13 protein-coding genes and 1 pseudogene are annotated in these 15,542 nt (G+C 67.5%); 9 read left to right on the top strand and 5 right to left on the bottom strand.

What is annotated here, in order from left to right; all coding sequences use genetic code 11:
* Nucleotides 1-44 precede the first annotated feature (44 nt).
* Nucleotides 45-1,673, top strand: coding sequence for an ABC-F family ATP-binding cassette domain-containing protein (locus QM774_RS04480; protein WP_414974738.1), 1,629 nt, complete (start codon nt 45-47; stop codon nt 1,671-1,673).
* 31 nt (nt 1,674-1,704) lie between these two features.
* Here QM774_RS04480 and QM774_RS04475 read toward each other — a convergent pair whose 3' ends face one another.
* The 3 genes from QM774_RS04475 to QM774_RS04465 are packed head-to-tail and all read right to left on the bottom strand — an operon-like array spanning nt 1,705 to nt 3,528.
* Entirely contained in the window at nt 1,705-2,268 is a 564-nt protein-coding gene (locus tag QM774_RS04475; protein WP_414974737.1) for a hypothetical protein, read from the bottom strand.
* A gap of 52 nt (nt 2,269-2,320) precedes the next feature.
* Nucleotides 2,321-2,905, bottom strand: coding sequence for a class F sortase (locus tag QM774_RS04470; protein WP_414974736.1), 585 nt, complete (start codon nt 2,903-2,905; stop codon nt 2,321-2,323).
* Nucleotides 2,905-3,528: a hypothetical protein gene (locus QM774_RS04465; RefSeq protein ID WP_414974735.1), complete on the bottom strand. Its 624-nt coding sequence runs from the start codon at nt 3,526-3,528 to the stop codon at nt 2,905-2,907. Before QM774_RS04465 ends, QM774_RS04470 begins: the two co-directional genes overlap by 1 nt.
* A gap of 360 nt (nt 3,529-3,888) precedes the next feature.
* Here QM774_RS04465 and QM774_RS04460 point away from each other — a divergent pair.
* Nucleotides 3,889-4,855: pseudogene (locus QM774_RS04460) on the top strand (IS481 family transposase).
* On the opposite strand, the gene QM774_RS04455 reads toward QM774_RS04460, so the two are convergent.
* Both QM774_RS04455 and acnA read right to left on the bottom strand, forming a co-directional pair.
* A complete protein-coding gene (locus QM774_RS04455; protein WP_414974734.1) occupies nt 4,852-5,433 on the bottom strand; it encodes a TetR/AcrR family transcriptional regulator in 582 nt (193 codons plus the stop codon). The pseudogene QM774_RS04460 and the gene QM774_RS04455 sit on opposite strands and share 4 nt — an antisense overlap.
* Before the next feature lie 7 nt (nt 5,434-5,440).
* Nucleotides 5,441-8,251 carry an aconitate hydratase AcnA gene (gene acnA / locus QM774_RS04450; RefSeq protein ID WP_414974733.1) on the bottom strand — a complete coding sequence of 937 codons (2,811 nt, stop codon included), beginning with the start codon at nt 8,249-8,251 and terminating at the stop codon, nt 5,441-5,443.
* Nucleotides 8,252-8,514: 263 nt separating this feature from the next.
* Here acnA and QM774_RS04445 point away from each other — a divergent pair, with 263 nt between their 5' ends.
* The 7 genes from QM774_RS04445 to inhA all read left to right on the top strand — a co-directional run bounded on the left by QM774_RS04445 (nt 8,515) and on the right by inhA (nt 15,540).
* Entirely contained in the window at nt 8,515-9,105 is a 591-nt protein-coding gene (locus QM774_RS04445) for a DUF6676 family protein (RefSeq protein ID WP_414974732.1), read from the top strand.
* 321 nt (nt 9,106-9,426) lie between these two features.
* Nucleotides 9,427-10,851, top strand: coding sequence for an NlpC/P60 family protein (locus QM774_RS04440; protein WP_414976591.1), 1,425 nt, complete (start codon nt 9,427-9,429; stop codon nt 10,849-10,851).
* 67 nt (nt 10,852-10,918) lie between these two features.
* Complete coding sequence (locus QM774_RS04435; RefSeq protein ID WP_414974731.1) at nt 10,919-11,992, top strand: AAA family ATPase; 1,074 nt, start codon at nt 10,919-10,921, stop codon at nt 11,990-11,992.
* A complete protein-coding gene (locus QM774_RS04430) occupies nt 11,979-12,911 on the top strand; it encodes a DUF58 domain-containing protein (RefSeq protein ID WP_414974730.1) in 933 nt (310 codons plus the stop codon). The genes QM774_RS04435 and QM774_RS04430 overlap by 14 nt, the downstream gene beginning before the upstream one ends.
* The gene (locus QM774_RS04425; RefSeq protein WP_414974729.1) at nt 12,911-13,903 is read left to right on the top strand and encodes a VWA domain-containing protein; all 993 of its coding nucleotides are present in this window, start codon (nt 12,911-12,913) and stop codon (nt 13,901-13,903) included. The genes QM774_RS04430 and QM774_RS04425 overlap by 1 nt, the downstream gene beginning before the upstream one ends.
* A gap of 16 nt (nt 13,904-13,919) precedes the next feature.
* Nucleotides 13,920-14,654, top strand: a complete 735-nt coding sequence (gene fabG1, locus QM774_RS04420; protein WP_414974728.1) for a 3-oxoacyl-ACP reductase FabG1 — start codon at nt 13,920-13,922, stop codon at nt 14,652-14,654.
* Nucleotides 14,655-14,703: 49 nt separating this feature from the next.
* Nucleotides 14,704-15,540 carry an NADH-dependent enoyl-ACP reductase InhA gene (gene inhA, locus QM774_RS04415; protein WP_414974727.1) on the top strand — a complete coding sequence of 279 codons (837 nt, stop codon included), beginning with the start codon at nt 14,704-14,706 and terminating at the stop codon, nt 15,538-15,540.
* Nucleotides 15,541-15,542 lie beyond the last annotated feature (2 nt).

Raw genomic sequence — 15,542 nt, 5'->3', positions numbered from 1 at the left:
CGCCCGATTAGGTCGTGGGGCCGACAGCACTAGAATGGGATGTCGTGATCACTGCGACCGACCTCGAGGTTCGAGCGGGTGCCCGAACCCTGTTGTCGGCACCCGGCGACGCCCTGCGCATCGCCCCCGGCGACCGGATCGGACTGGTCGGTCGCAACGGTGCCGGCAAGACGACCACCTTGCGGATTCTGGCCGGGGAGACCGAGCCCTACGCCGGATCGATCCGTCGCAGCGGCCCGCTCGGGTACCTCCCGCAGGACCCCAAAGAAGGCGATCTGAGCGTCCTCGCGAAGGACCGGGTTCTGTCGGCGCGCGGTCTGGACGAGATCCTGCAGCAGATGGCCAAACAGCAGACGCTGATGGCCGAGACCGCCGACGACAAGATCCGTGACCGTGCCATCGACAAGTTCAGCAAGCTCGAGGAACGGTTCGGTGCACTCGGCGGCTATCTCGCCGAGTCCGAGGCCGCGCGCATCTGCAACAGTCTCGGCCTTCCCGACCGCGTGCTGGAGCAGCCGCTGCGCACGCTGTCCGGCGGTCAGCGCCGGCGGATCGAGTTGGCCCGCATCCTGTTCGCCGCCTCCGACGGCTCCGGGAAGTCCGATACGACGTTGCTGCTCGACGAGCCGACGAACCATCTGGACGCCGATTCGATCAACTGGCTCCGCGGCTTCCTCCAGAATCACGAGGGCGGCCTGGTCGTCATCTCGCACGACGTCGATCTGCTGGCCGACGTCGTCAACCGGGTCTGGTTTCTGGATGCGGTGCGCGGTGAGGCCGACGTCTACAACATGGGCTGGCAGCGCTACCTCGATCAGCGCGCCACCGACGAGCAGCGACGCCGCCGCGAGCGCGCGAACGCCGAGAAGAAGGCCGGCGCGCTGCGTGAGCAGGCGGCCAAGCTCGGCGCGAAGGCCACGAAGGCGACCGCCGCGCAACAGATGCTCAAGCGTGCGGAGAAGATGATCGACGAGCTGGAAGAGGAGCGTGTCGCCGACCGGACCGCGAAGATCCGGTTCCCCGATCCGGCGAAGTGCGGCAAGACCCCGCTGACCGCGAAGGGCCTCACGAAGGTCTACGGATCACTGGAGATCTTCACGGGTGTGGATCTGGCGATCGATCAGGGCAGCCGGGTCGTGGTGCTCGGGCTCAACGGTGCCGGCAAGACGACGCTGCTGCGCCTGCTCGCCGGTACCGAGAAGCCGGACCGCGGCACCGTGGAGGCCGGATACGGTTTGAAGCTGGGCTACTTCGCTCAGGAGCACGACACCCTCGACGACGCGGCGACCGTGTGGGAGAACATCCGTCACGCCGCGCCGGATGCGGGGGAGCAGGACCTGCGCGGTCTGCTCGGCGCGTTCATGTTCACCGGTCCGCAGCTCGATCAGCCCGCCGGCACCCTGTCCGGCGGCGAGAAGACCCGTCTCGCCCTCGCCGGCCTCGTGTCGTCGGCCGCGAACGTGTTGCTCCTCGACGAGCCGACCAACAACCTCGATCCGGTGTCCCGCGAACAGGTGCTGGACGCGCTGCGCAGCTACACCGGCGCCGTCGTCCTGGTGACGCACGATCCCGGTGCCGCCGCGGCGCTGGACCCGCAGCGTGTGATCCTGCTGCCCGACGGCACCGAGGACCACTGGTCCGACGAGTACCAGGAGATCATCGAACTCGCGTGACGAACGGTTCGACGAACCGAATCAGCAAGGCTCAGGACGTACGTCCCGACGGGATCGAACGGATCGGAACCCGCCCGTGTGGTGATTCGCCGGGGATCGTGCTGGAATGCTGACTGGTCGTCGGCGCCGAGATGTTCTTCACCTCTACGTATGCGGATTCCGTCTGGCCGCTCAGAACGGTGGTGATCATGTCGGCGGGGGACCGCAGCTGATATCCGGCCGGAACGTAGTCCACCTCCAGCTGGTAGTTGCCCGGCGGGAGCGGCAGATCCTGTGGTGTCACGACCTCTTCGTAGGTCCCGTCGGGAAAGTGGACGCGGACGTGGATACCGCTGACATCGGTGAGTTGGGTGTCGTCGAGACCTCGAATGCTCAGCACCCCCGACTGCTCGGCCTGACTCGGGTCTGAGGGCGCCGACGGAACCCCGGATTCGCTCGGGGCGACGCTGGCCGAGGGCGCGGAGGACGACGTCGAGGCCGGAAGCGGCAGGGTATCCGACGGGTCGACGGCACCGGCGCTGCCGGCCAGTGTGCCGCCGGTGAGGAGGACGACCGCCGACGAGGCGGCCAGCCCGGAGAGGATTCGTGCGTACATGACGTGCTCGGCTTCTCCCCGACAGAGAGGAAATGGTTGGGGGGGGTGGTGCCTAGGCCGGGCTGGCCCAGACCACGATGTTGTCCTGATAGCCGAGGGGCGGACCGACGAACGGCCCGCCGCAGGTGACGAGGGCCAGTGTCTCCGGACCGTCGAGCCGGTTGAGCTGGTCGGTCGGCAGGCCGCCGTTCTTGTTGACCTCGTCGACCCGGGTGACGCGGTAGTCGTGCTGTCCGTGTCCGGCTGTGGTGAGCGAGACGGTGTCGCCCGACTTCAGGCCGGGGAAGCGGGCGGCGAACCCTTTGCCCTGGCTGACGTCGTCGACATGACCGGTGACCACCACGGTGCCCTTCCCTGAGCCGGGCAGCGCCGACCCGACCCACCAGCCGACCTCGTTGATGTCGGTGGGCGGCAGCAGGACACCGTCGGTGTCGGTGTCGACGGTCGCCACCTCGGCCGCGGCACCCTGCACCGTGAGCTTGACCGGTGCGGACACGTCGTCGCTGTGTGCGGCGACCGGCGGCGGCATCCCCGACTGTGCACCGCCCGCCTCCTTCTCCTGCCCGCAGGCGGTCAGCGCCAGCAGGGTGGCGATCGCGGCCAGAACGGCGAGGACGACGCGCGTCACCGAACGCATCAGGAGATCCGGCCGGAGGGAATCGACTTGATCGGCACTCGGCCCTGATGGACGGGAACCGGTGTGCCGTGGTCATCGGTCACCGGCCGCACCTGGATGTCGACGACCGTGGTCTCGTGCACCCGGACCGCGCAGTCCTGGGCTGCCGGACCGGCCAGGACGTAGCCGCGAGGCATCCCGGTCACCTCGAGCTGGCAGGGCCCGGCCGGGTAGGGGACGTCCACCGTGGTGGATCCGTCGAAGGACTTGCCGCCGTAGGTGCGGAACTGAACGCCGTCGACGACGTCACCGTTCGTGACGTTCAGTCCCTGCACCAGCAGATGGCTGGGTCCGGTGGCCGGGGGAATGGTCGTGGGGAACGTGGAACCGGAGCCGGGACGGCTCGTCGACGCGGGCGTGGACGGCTGCGACGACTGGGCCGGATTCGACTCCGGCGGGCTGCTCGCGGACGGCGTGCTGTCGTTCGACGGATCGGCGGCGGGAGTCGATGCGGCCGGGACGTCGCTGGCCGCCGGTGACTCGGTGGTGTCGGCGAGCGCGCTGCCGCCTGCGACCGCCGCGAGTGTGAGACCGGACGCTGCGACGAGGGTGCCGAGCAGTCTTCGGATCTTGCGAGGATTCATTGTTCTTACCTGCGTTCTCCCCAACCAGAGATTCGAACCCGACGCCCTGTATGTCGCCTGTGAATCAGCTGTCGTTACGGACGTTTCCGCAGGTTATCGCATTGTTATGTAGGAGATTCGCCCTGTTTGGGGCGGTTCGTCCGATCATGATCGCCGACCGAGGGAGCCCCGATCACGAGGGTGGCGGCGGCGGCCAGCGCGATCCAGAAGCCCCTGTGCGCCCGGTGTCCGGGTGATCGCCGACCATGAATCGGCAGTCTAGTTGTTCTTCCCCGGGACGTTGTGAACGTGTGAGGTAGGCGAAGGCCTCCGGGCAGGATTTGGGTTACCACAACTCAGTTCCACACCACGGAGGCCTTCGTGACTCACGCTAATGCACCCTTGACCCCCGAGGGGCGTCGTCGTCTTGCTGTTCTGATCGTCGAGGACGGTTGGCCGTTGCGGCGAGCTGCTGAACGATTCCAGTGCTCACCATCGACTGCTAAGCGATGGGCTGATCGGTATCGGGCCGGCCTGCCACTGACTGATCGATCATCGCGTCCGCGGCGCTGTCCGCAACGAATCTCCCGCAGGCTCGAACGCCGGATCATCGGGTTGCGGTTCACTCGCCGCTGGGGTCCACACCGGATCGCCTATCACCTGCAGATCGCCCGTTCGACCGTCGGGCGGGTCCTGGCCCGCTACCAGAATGCCGCTGCTGGCGCACCTGGACCAGGCGACCGGGTTGGCCGTACGCAAGCCTGCACCACACCGGTATGAGGTCGATGAGCCCGGTCAGCTCGTGCACGTCGACATCAAGAAACTCGGCAGGATCCCTGATGGTGGTGGTCATCGCATGCTCGGGCGCACGATCGGCAACCGCAACAACGGTAGGAAGGGCCGCGGGTACGCGTTCTTGCACCACGCGGTCGATGACCATTCCCGGCTGGCTTACAGCGAGATCCTCGACGACGAACGCAAAGAGACCGCCGCCGGATTCTGGCTACGGGCCAAGACGTTCTTCGCCGCCAACGGGATCATCGTGACCGCGGTGATGACCGACAACGGTTCCTGCTACCGCTCGACACTGTTCAACAAAACCCTCGGCGAGAAGACCACGCACCGGTACACGCGCCCGTACCGGCCGCAAACTAACGGCAAAGTCGAACGATTCAACCGCACACTGGCCACCGAATGGGCCTACGCCCACATCTACTCAAGCGAGGAAGCCCGCGCAGCAACCTACGTCGACTGGCTTCATCACTACAATCATCACCGACCCCATACCGGCATCGGAGGCCAAGTCCCCGCCGACCGCGTTCCCAACCTCACGGGGAAGAACATCTAGTTCGGCCGGTCCGATGCCGGCCGGCGCACGGAGTCCTCGACGAGGTCGAGGACCGCCTGCAGGTCATCCGTCGACTGACCGGTCGCCAGACGGGACACGAGTCCGTCCAGCACCAGATCCAGATAGGTGACCAGAACCTCGGTCGGCACGTCCTTGCGGAGGGTGCCGTCCTCCCGCTTGCGCTCCAGACGGGCCAGAGTGACCGCCTCGAGCTCCTCGGTGTGGGCCTCCCAGGCCTGACGGAACGCCGGATCACTGCGGATCTTCCGCACGATCTCCAGACGTGTACCCAGCCAGTCGAAGTCGCTCGGACGCGCGAGCATGTCGCGCATCACCTGGACCAGACCCTCTTGGGCGGCGACGTCGGCCATCCGTTCCTCGTCCTCCCGGGCGAGAGCGAGGAACAGAGCCTCCTTGTCTTTGAAGTGGTGGAAGATGGCACCCCGGGACAGTCCGGTGGCCTCTTCCAGCCTCTTCACGGTGGCGCCGTCGTAGCCGTACTCGGCGAAACAATGCCGCGCGCCGTCGAGGATCTCTCGACGACGCGCGGCAAGCCGGTCATCGCTGACCCGTGGCATGGATCAATCAGCTCTTGATCATGTTCCGCAGCACGTACTGCAGGATGCCGCCGTTGCGGTAGTAGTCGGCCTCACCGGGCGTGTCGATGCGGACGACCGCGTCGAACTCGACCTTGCTGCCGTCCTCCTTGGTGGCGGTCACGTGGACCGTCTTCGGGGTGACGCCCTGGTTGAGCTGCTCGATGCCCTCGATGTCGAAGACCTCGGTGCCGTCCAGACCCAGGGTCTTGGCCGACTCGCCCTCCGGGAACTGCAGCGGCACGACGCCCATACCGATCAGGTTCGAACGGTGGATGCGCTCGAAGGACTCGGTGATGACGGCCTTGACGCCCAGCAGGACGGTGCCCTTGGCGGCCCAGTCGCGCGAGCTGCCCGAGCCGTACTCCTTGCCGCCCAGCACGACCAGCGGGATGCCGGCCTTCTGGTAGTTGACCGACGCGTCGTAGATGAACGACTGCGGTCCGCCGTCCTGGGTGAAGTCACGGGTGTAGCCGCCCGAGACGCCGTCCAGGAGCTGGTTCTGCAGGCGGATGTTCGCGAACGTGCCGCGGATCATCACCTCGTGGTTGCCTCGACGGCTGCCCAGCGAGTTGTAGTCCTTGCGCTCCACACCGTGCGCGTCCAGGTACTGGGCGGCCGGGGTGCCGGGCTTGATCGGGCCGGCGGGGGAGATGTGGTCGGTGGTGACCGAATCGCCCAGCAGCGCCAGGACGCGGGCGCCCTTGATGTCGGAGACCGGCTCCGGATCGAGCTGCATGCCGTCGAAGTACGGCGCCTTGCGGACGTAGGTGGAGTTCTGGTCCCACGCGAAGGTGTCGCCGTCGGGGGTGTTCAGACCCTGCCAGCGCTCGTCGCCGTCGAAGACGGTGGCGTAGGACTTGCGGAACATGTCCTGGTTGATCGCCGTCTTGATGGTGTCGTCGATCTCCTGGGCCGACGGCCAGATGTCCTTCAGGTAGACGTCGTTGCCGTCGTTGTCCTTGCCGAGCGAGTCGTGCTCGAAGTCGAAGTCCATGGTTCCGGCCAGGGCGTAGGCGATGACCAGCGGCGGAGACGCCAGGTAGTTCATCTTCACGTCCGGGCTGATGCGACCCTCGAAGTTGCGGTTGCCCGAGAGGACGGCGGTGACGGTCAGGTCGTTGTCGTTGACCGCCTTGCTGATCTCCTCCGGCAGCGGACCGGTGTTACCGATGCAGGTGGTGCAGCCGTAACCGCCCAGGTAGAAGCCCAGCTTCTCCAGGTACGGCCACAGGCCGGCCTTCTCGTAGTAGTCGGAGACGACCTGCGAACCGGGCGCCATGTTGGTCTTGACCCACGGCTTGGAGGTCAGGCCCTTCTCGACGGCGTTGCGGGCCAGCAGGCCGGCGCCGAGCATGACGGACGGGTTCGAGGTGTTGGTGCACGAGGTGATGCCTGCGACGGCCACGGCGCCGTGGTCCAGGACGAAGGTGTTGCCGTCCGAGGTCACGGTGACCGGCTTGGACGGGCGGCCCTCCGAGCCGTTGGCGGCCGAGACGACGGCGTCGTCCTCGGAGAAGGACAGCTTGGCCTCGTCCGGGGAGATCGAGACCGGATCGGACGACGGGAAGCTCTCGTCGAGGGCCTCGTCCAGGCCGTTCTGCGGCGCCGGATGGTTCTCCTCGACGTAGTTGTGGATGTCCTTGCGGAAGGCGACCTTCGACTCGGACAGCAGGATGCGGTCCTGCGGGCGCTTCGGGCCGGCGATCGACGGAACCACGGTGCTCAGGTCGAGCTCGAGGTACTCCGAGTAGGCGGGCTCGTGCGAGGCGTCGTGCCACATGCCCTGCTCCTTGGCGTAGGCCTCGACGAGCGCGAGCTCCTCGTCGGTGCGGCCGGTCAGGCGCAGGTAGTTCACGGTCTCCTCGTCGATCGGGAAGATCGCGCAGGTGGAGCCGAACTCCGGGCTCATGTTGCCCAGGGTGGCGCGGTTGGCCAGCGGCACCTCGGCGACGCCTTCGCCGTAGAACTCGACGAACTTGCCGACCACACCGTGCTGACGGAGCATGTCGGTCACGGTGAGCACGACGTCGGTGGCGGTGACGCCCGGCTGGATCTCGCCGGTCAGCTTGAAGCCGACGACACGCGGGATCAGCATCGACACCGGCTGTCCGAGCATGGCGGCCTCGGCCTCGATACCGCCGACGCCCCAGCCCAGGACGCCCAGACCGTTCTCCATGGTGGTGTGCGAGTCGGTGCCGACGCAGGTGTCCGGGTAGGCCTGGCCGTTACGGGTCATGACGACGCGGGCCAGGTACTCGATGTTGACCTGGTGGACGATGCCCATGCCCGGCGGGACGACCTTGAAGTCGTCGAAGGCGCCCTGGCCCCAACGCAGGAACTGGTAGCGCTCGCCGTTGCGCTGGTATTCCAGCTCGACGTTGCGCTCGAACGCGTCGGCGCGGCCGAACACGTCCAGGATGACCGAGTGGTCGATGACCATCTCGGCAGGGGAGAGCGGGTTCACCTTGTTCGGGTCGCCGCCGAGCTGGGCGACGGCCTCGCGCATGGTGGCGAGGTCGACCACACAGGGCACACCGGTGAAGTCCTGCATGAGGACGCGGGCCGGGGTGAACTGGATCTCGACGCTCGGCTGAGCGTTCGGGTCCCAGTTGGTGAGCGCGTTGATGTGCTCGGTGGTGATGTTCGCGCCGTCCTCGGTACGCAGCAGGTTCTCGGCGAGGACCTTCAGGGCGTAGGGAAGCTTCTCGGTGCCGGGGACGGCCGAGAGGCGGAAGATCTCGTAGGAGTTGTCGCCCACCTCAAGGGTGCCCTTGGCGCCAAACGAATCGATACTCACGTGTGCTCCACTCTCATCGTGCGTGTGTGTCGCCGGCGGGCTGCGCCGACGGGGCTCTATCTTTTTTGGCTTGAAACCCGAGCGATCCGAAACGGGCTGAGGCTTCTGATCGCTACGCACGCCATCATAGCAGTACGCGCGTACTGGTTTGGCCCAACCCCGTGCACAGTTCGTGAATTCTGCGGCGGCGCCGGTCGCGGATCGGATCGGTGTTCTTCTGCCGTATGGTGAGCGCGACGACGACAGCGATCGAGGAGCAGTTCATGAGCGGTCCGGTGACCATCACCCTGGCGGCGCCGGTGTCGACCACCGACCAGTGGAAGAACCTGGACATCGCGGGGATCGCCGCTCAGCTGAAGCAGACCGGCGTGTACGCGCCGGACGCCGATCGGCCCGGTCTCGAGGCGCTCGTCGCTCGCGGCGCGAAGGACGGCCACCACCTGCACTACGTGGTGCTGGAGGAGTCGTTCACCCCGTTCACGGTGAACCGCGATATCGCCAACACGCTGCAGAAGCAGGTCGGCGGCACGGTGATCGTGTTCACCCCGACCGCGACCGGCACGTCGTCCACCGAGTTCAGCCGCGTCCAGCTCGAAGACGGCACGAGTGAGATGACGACGATCTCGAATCCGGTGCAGGCAGCGAACGAGATCTACGATCGCGCGACCGATCCGTATGTGAACTGGACGGCCGTCACCATCGGGCTGATCGTCGCGGTTCTCGTCGGCGCGGTCCTCGCGCGGTTCTGGCAGCTGCGTTCCCGGCGTGTCGCCGCGGCGGCACCGGTCCCCGGCGACGTCGCCGAGGACGCCGCGGAGGCCGTCGATACGGCCGCCGCCTCCGACGACGCGTAGTCGTCGATCGTCCACTTCGGCGCCGACTCTTCACCGTTATCGAACTGTGACGGGCATCTCTGTTTCGCGTTTCAGCAGTTCAGTGCATTTCCGCAGGTAATCACGCGTGTGTAATTCAGCCACCTGGGGTTTCAGGTGTGACTGATGTGACGTACGGTGCTAGAGACACATTTGGTGCGCCCGGGGAAGGGGCTCTGCAGTGGGACTGGAGAGTCATGGGCACCCAATGCGCCGACTAGCTAGGGAGTACGACGGTTGATGCGAGCAACTCAGAGCACACGTGACGCTCGGAGCACGCCTGCGGTCCGAGGCGTGCGCGCCATGCTGCGCGGTACCGCCGTGGGTGCCGTCGGCCTGGTCGCCGTCCTGGTGGCCGGACCCGCCTACGCCGCACCGAAGCAGGACTCCTCTCCGGTCGCCGGCCTGGTCAATCAGATCGCCGACGTCGATCAGAACCTCTCCCAGCTCTCGCAGCTCGTCGCCGCGAAGAGGGAGAACGTCAACCGCACGCTGGTCGACTTCCAGAACGCCGTGGCCGCCCAGCAGGTCGCCGCCGCTGCCGACGACGCGGCGCAGGCCTCGCTCAAGCAGACCCGCGAGCAGGTGGATGTCGCCCAGCGCGCCTTTGACGAGTTCATGCGCTCGGTCAACCGTCAGGGCAACAACATGGGGTCGATGACCAAGTACGTCGCCTCCGACGATCCCGACAAGGTCCTCGAGCAGATGACCGCCGTCGAGCAGACCGGGCGCCAGCAGCGAGCCACCATCGAGAAGCTCCGCATCATCCGCAACCAGCAGGCCAACCGGGTCGCCGCCACCGCAGCGACCCGTCGCCAGACCGATCTGGCCGCACAGACCGCCACCGCCCGCCGGCAGGACGCCCTCGCCGCCGCGCAGCAGGCGCAGCAGGCCGTCACCGCGCAGCAGAGCCAGCGGGACTCGTTGGTCAAGCAGCGCGCCGAACTCACCGAGAAGCTGGCTCAGGCCAAGGGCGAGAAGAAGGCCTCCGGGCCCGTCACCGGCAAAGACCTGGCCGACGCCGTCAAGAACCTGCCGACCAACAAGGCCGCCGACGACGACGTGGCCGGTCAGGCGGGCGGCGCCGTCGCCGACGTCGCGCTGCAGGCCACCTCGCAGCTTCTTGAAGGGCTGCTCGGCAACATCACGCTCCCGAACTCCGAACTCCTCAACGAGCTCGGGATCGGCGGCTCGGCCCCGCTGTCCACCGGACCGAACGGCACCATCAGCCGGATCGGCACCGGATCGCTCGGTTCACTGATCGGCGGCGGTGTCGGTGGAGGGGCGGTTCGCCCGGGTCTGCGCGGGCCGCAGGCCGTCGAGATGGTCGTCAACCGCGCCAAGTCGGTCCTCGGCACCCCGTACGCGTGGGGTGGCGGCGACGCCAACGGCCCCACCCTGGGTATCCGGGACGGCGGCGTGGCCGACATGCACGGCGACTACAACAAGATCGGCTTCGACTGCTCGGGCCTGATGATCTACGCCTTCGCCGCGGTCGGCATCGAACTGCCGCACTACACCGGTTACCAGTACACCTCCGGGCCGCACGTCCCGCTGGCCGAGATGCAGCGCGGCGACATGATCTTCTACGGACCGAACGCCGGTACCCACGTGGCCATGATCCTCGGTGACGGCACCATGATCGAGGCTCCGGAATCGGGTGACGTCGTCAAGATCTCGCCGGTCCGCACGGACGGCGCCATGCCGTACGTCGTTCGCCTCCTCTGAGTACGGCACGGGCCGGTAGGCTGGCGGACGCATCGCTGCACCCCGACCCACGACGAGGAGTCACGGTTTGAGTTCACCTGTCAGCGCGGACGTCGCCCTCACGCCCGAGGACGTCAAGCTGCTCGAGCGCACCATGTATGAGGTCAAGCGTGTGATCGTCGGCCAGGATCAGCTGGTCGAACGCATCCTCGCCGGCCTTCTGGCCCGCGGCCATCTGCTCCTCGAAGGTGTGCCCGGCGTCGCCAAGACACTCGCGGTGGAGACCTTCGCGACGGTGGTCGGCGGCGACTTCGCCCGCGTGCAGTTCACCCCCGACCTGGTGCCCACCGATCTCATCGGTACCCGCATCTACCGGCAGGGCCAGGAGAAGTTCGACACCGAGCTCGGGCCGGTGATGACGAACTTCCTGCTCGCCGACGAGATCAATCGCGCCCCGGCCAAGGTTCAGTCGGCCCTGCTCGAGGTGATGGCCGAACGCCAGATCTCCATCGGCGGCGTCACCTATCCGCTGCCCGATCCGTTCCTGGTGATGGCGACCCAGAACCCGATCGAGAACGAAGGCGTCTATCCGCTGCCCGAGGCCCAGCGTGACCGCTTCCTGTTCAAGGTGATGGTCGACTACCCCTCCGTGGAGGAGGAGCGCGAGATCGTCTACCGCATGGGCGTCGAACCGCCCAAGGCCTCGCAGGTGCTCGATCCGGCCACCACTCTGCGTCTGCAGAAGGTCGCGTCCAACGTCTTCGTGCACCATGCGCTCGTCGACTACGTCGTCCGGGTCATCAACGCCACGCGCCGCCCCGCCGATCTCGGCCTGTCGGACGTGCAGACCTGGCTCTCGTACGGCGCCTCGCCGCGCGCCACCCTCGGCATCGTCGCCGCCGCCCGCGCGCTGGCCGTCATCCGCGGCCGCGACTACGTGGTGCCGCAGGACATCGTCGAGATCATCCCGGACGTGCTGCGTCACCGTCTCGTGCTCAGCTACGACGCGCTGGCCGACGAGGTGACCCCGGACCAGATCATCACCCGGATCCTGCAGACCGTCGGTCTGCCGCAGGTCAGCGCCGCGTCGGTGCCGCAACCCGCGGCGCAGGCTCCGGCGCCCGCCCCGCAGGCCGCGGCCGAGGGTCATGCCGCCGGGTAGCGATATGCCGTCGCTGCACGGCGGGTCCCTCGACGACCCGCAGTTGTCGGCGGCGCTCAATACTCTGGAACTCACCGTCCGGCGCAAGCTCGACGGTGTGCTGCAGGGTTCGCACCTGGGCCTGATTCCCGGACCGGGTTCGGAGCCGGGGGAGGCCCGCGAATACCAGCCGGGCGACGACATCCGCCGGATGGAGTGGTCGGTGACCGCTCGCACCACGCAACCGCATGTGCGCCAGATGATCGCCGACCGCGAGCTGGAGACCTGGTTCGTGGTCGACGGGTCCGCCAGTCTCGACTTCGGGTCCGGCGAACACAGCAAACGTGATCTGGCGGTGGCCGCCGCGTCGGCGATCGTCTACTTGACCTCCGGCGGCGGCAACCGGCACGGTGCGATCGTGGTGACCGGTGACGCCGTCAAGCGCGTCCCGGCCCGCGCCGGCCGTGCGCACGATCGTGAACTGCTCAAGACGATCGCCACCACCCGACGCGGCGCCGACGGCGTCCGCGGCGATCTGAACGCGGGACTGGAGGCGTTGCGGCGACCGCAGCGGCGTCGCGGTCTGGCCGTGGTGATCAGCGACTTCCTCGGTCCGATGGACTGGACGCGGTCGCTGCGGGCGATCGGCGCGCATCACGAACTGCTCGGCATCGAGGTGCTCGATCCGCTGGACGTGGAGCTCCCACCGATCGGTCCGGTGACCCTGTCGGACGCCGAGTCCGGCGAGGTGGTCGACATCGACGTCACGCCGAAGCTGCGCGAGGACTTCGCCGCGGCCGCGGCCGCGCACCGCGAGGAGGTGCACCGCGCCTTCCGCAGCTGCGGCGGCGCGGTGCTGACCCTGCGGACCGACCGGGACTGGATCGCCGACACCGTACGGTTCGTCGGCCGGCGTCGCCGTGCGGCGGGTGTGCGCTGATGGGGGACCTGTTCGCGCATCCGTGGTGGCTGATCTCGATCCTGCTGGTCGCGGCTCTGGTGGCGGCCTACGTGATCGAGATGCGCCGCCGGAAGCGTCGCGCATTGAAGTTCGCGAACCTGGACACCCTGCGATCGGTGGCCTCGAGCAACCGGGACCGCTTCAAGCACGTGCCGTTCGCGGTGCTGGCGATCGGTCTCGCACTTCTGACCATCGCGATGGCGGGCCCGATGGCCGAGCGCAACGTTCCCCGCAACCGTGCCACGGTCATGCTGGTCGTCGACGTCTCCAACTCGATGAAGGCCACCGACGTCGCACCGTCGCGGCTCGAGGCGGCGCAGGCGGCCGGCAAGCGTTTCGCCGACGACCTGACCGCGGGTATCAACCTGGGTCTCGTCTCGTTCGCCGGCACCGCGTCGACGCTGGTGTCGCCGACGCCCGATCACAACGCCACGAAGAACGCTCTGGACAAGCTGAAACTGGCCGACAAGACCGCCACCGGCGAAGGCATCTTCGCTGCGCTCGACCAGATCCAGACCCTCAACTCGGCACTCGGCGGCAAAGATGCGGCGCCGCCTGCGCACATCGTCCTGCTCTCCGACGGCAAACAGACCGTTCCGGAGAGCCCCGACGACCCGCGAGGCGGCTACACGGCGGCCCGCAAGGCCAAAGAAGAGAAGATCCCCGTGTCGACGATCTCGTTCGGAACGCTGGGCGGCGCGATCGACCTGGAGGCGCCGAACGGACAGACCCAGCACATCCCGGTGCCGGTCGACGACGAGTCGCTGCACAAGATCGCGAATCTGGCCGGCGGCAAGTTCTACACCGCTCAGAGCCTGGACGAACTGAACAAGGTCTATTCGTCGCTGCAACGCCAGATCGGCTACGAACGTCAGCGCGGCGACAACTCGCGTCCGTGGCTGATCGCCGGCACGCTGCTCGTCATCGCCGGATCCCTCGCAGCCCTGTTCCTCAACAGACGACTTCCGTGAGATAGGTTGAACAACCATGGCAGAGAACGCAGACATCCCCGCCCAGACCCCGCGCTCGGTGCTCGTCACCGGCGGTAACCGTGGAATCGGCCTGGCCGTCGCGCAGCGACTGGCCGCCGACGGCCACAAGGTGGCCGTCACCCACCGCGGCTCGGGCGCTCCCGAGGGCCTGTTCGGCGTCCAGTGCGACGTCACCGACAGCGAGTCCGTCGACAAGGCGTTCGCCGAGGTCGCTGAGCATCAGGGTCCGGTGGAGGTGCTGGTCGCCAACGCCGGCATCACCGACAACATGCTCCTGATGCGCTTGTCCGAGGAGAGCTTCGAGAAGGTCGTCGACGCCAACCTGACCGGCGCCTTCCGGTGCGCGAAGGCCGCCACGAAGGGCATGCAGCGGGCCCGTTTCGGCCGCATGATCTTCCTCGGCTCGGTCGTCGCCATGTCCGGCGTCCCGGGCCAGGCCAACTACGCCGCCTCCAAGGCGGGCCTGATCGGTCTGGCACGATCGATCGCCCGTGAGCTGGGGTCGCGCAACATCACCGCGAACGTCGTGGCGCCCGGATTCATCGACACCGACATGACCGCGGACATGGAGGACAAGTACATCGAGATGGCCAAGCAGGCCATCCCGCTGGGCCGGACCGGCAAGCCGGAGGACGTCGCGGCCGCGATCAGCTTCCTGGCCTCGGATGCCGGCGGCTACATCACCGGTGCGGTGCTGCCCGTCGACGGCGGCATGGGCATGGGTCACTGACCCACCCGCACATCCGATCGACTTCAACGACGACTTCAAGGAGCACCCCATGAGTGGAATCCTCGACGGCAAGACCGTCCTCATCACCGGCATCATCACCGACGCCTCCATCGCCTTCCACAGCGCCGCCCAGGCCCAGGAGGCCGGCGCGAAGGTCATCATCACCGGTATCCCGGAGCGCTTGCGGCTGATCAACCGCATCGCCAACCGCCTGCCGCAGCCGGTGCCCGACGCCATTCCGCTGGACGTGACCGATGAGGAGTCGCTGGGCGCCCTGGCCGACGAGGTCCGCAAGCTCGCCCCCGAGGGCGTCGACGGCGTCGTGCATTCCATCGCCTTCGCGCCGCGCACGCTGATGGGCCCGGACGCCCTGCCGTTCCTGGAAGGACCGGGGCCGGACGTCGCCAAGAGCTTCGAGATCTCCGCGTGGAGCTACGCCTCCCTGGCACGCGCCGTGCTGCCCGTGATGAACGAGGGCGGCTCGATCGTCGGCATGGACTTCGATCCTCGCACCGCGATGCCCGACTACAACTGGATGGGCGTCGCCAAGGCGGCCCTCGAGTCGGTCAACCGCTACGTCGCCCGCGAGGTCGGTTACGCCAAGAAGGTCCGCTCGAACCTGGTCGCCGCCGGCCCGATCAAGACCCTGGCCGCCAAGGCCATCTCGGGCACCGCCACCGACGATGCCAAGAAGCTGAACATGCTCAACGAGTACTGGGACGGTGCGTCGCCGATCGGCTGGAACGTCGACGACCCGACCCCGGTCGGCAAGAGCGTCGTGGCCCTGCTGTCGGACTACCTGCCGGCCACCACCGGATCGATCGTGTACGTCGACGGCGGCGCCAGCCACAACACCTGGTTCCCGGACAACCTGATCAACCGGTAGGC

Source organism: Gordonia sp. (in: high G+C Gram-positive bacteria), from assembly GCF_047600565.1.
Taxonomy (GTDB): domain Bacteria; phylum Actinomycetota; class Actinomycetes; order Mycobacteriales; family Mycobacteriaceae; genus Gordonia.
Note: the sequence above shows the minus strand (reverse complement) of the source record. Positions and strands in the feature narration are given on the sequence as shown.

Excerpts from the sequence above, each read along its gene's own strand:
- QM774_RS04470 (WP_414974736.1), bottom strand. The coding sequence starts at position 2,905 with ATGCGTTCGGTGACGCGCGTCGTCCTCGCCGTTCTGGCCGCGATCGCC.
- QM774_RS04475 (WP_414974737.1), bottom strand. The coding sequence starts at position 2,268 with ATGTACGCACGAATCCTCTCCGGGCTGGCCGCCTCGTCGGCGGTCGTC.
- QM774_RS04445 (WP_414974732.1), top strand. The coding sequence starts at position 8,515 with ATGAGCGGTCCGGTGACCATCACCCTGGCGGCGCCGGTGTCGACCACC.
- inhA (WP_414974727.1), top strand. The coding sequence starts at position 14,704 with ATGAGTGGAATCCTCGACGGCAAGACCGTCCTCATCACCGGCATCATC.
- QM774_RS04425 (WP_414974729.1), top strand. The coding sequence starts at position 12,911 with ATGGGGGACCTGTTCGCGCATCCGTGGTGGCTGATCTCGATCCTGCTG.
- QM774_RS04455 (WP_414974734.1), bottom strand. The coding sequence starts at position 5,433 with ATGCCACGGGTCAGCGATGACCGGCTTGCCGCGCGTCGTCGAGAGATC.
- fabG1 (WP_414974728.1), top strand. The coding sequence starts at position 13,920 with ATGGCAGAGAACGCAGACATCCCCGCCCAGACCCCGCGCTCGGTGCTC.
- QM774_RS04465 (WP_414974735.1), bottom strand. The coding sequence starts at position 3,528 with ATGAATCCTCGCAAGATCCGAAGACTGCTCGGCACCCTCGTCGCAGCG.
- QM774_RS04430 (WP_414974730.1), top strand. The coding sequence starts at position 11,979 with ATGCCGCCGGGTAGCGATATGCCGTCGCTGCACGGCGGGTCCCTCGAC.
- QM774_RS04440 (WP_414976591.1), top strand. The coding sequence starts at position 9,427 with ATGCTGCGCGGTACCGCCGTGGGTGCCGTCGGCCTGGTCGCCGTCCTG.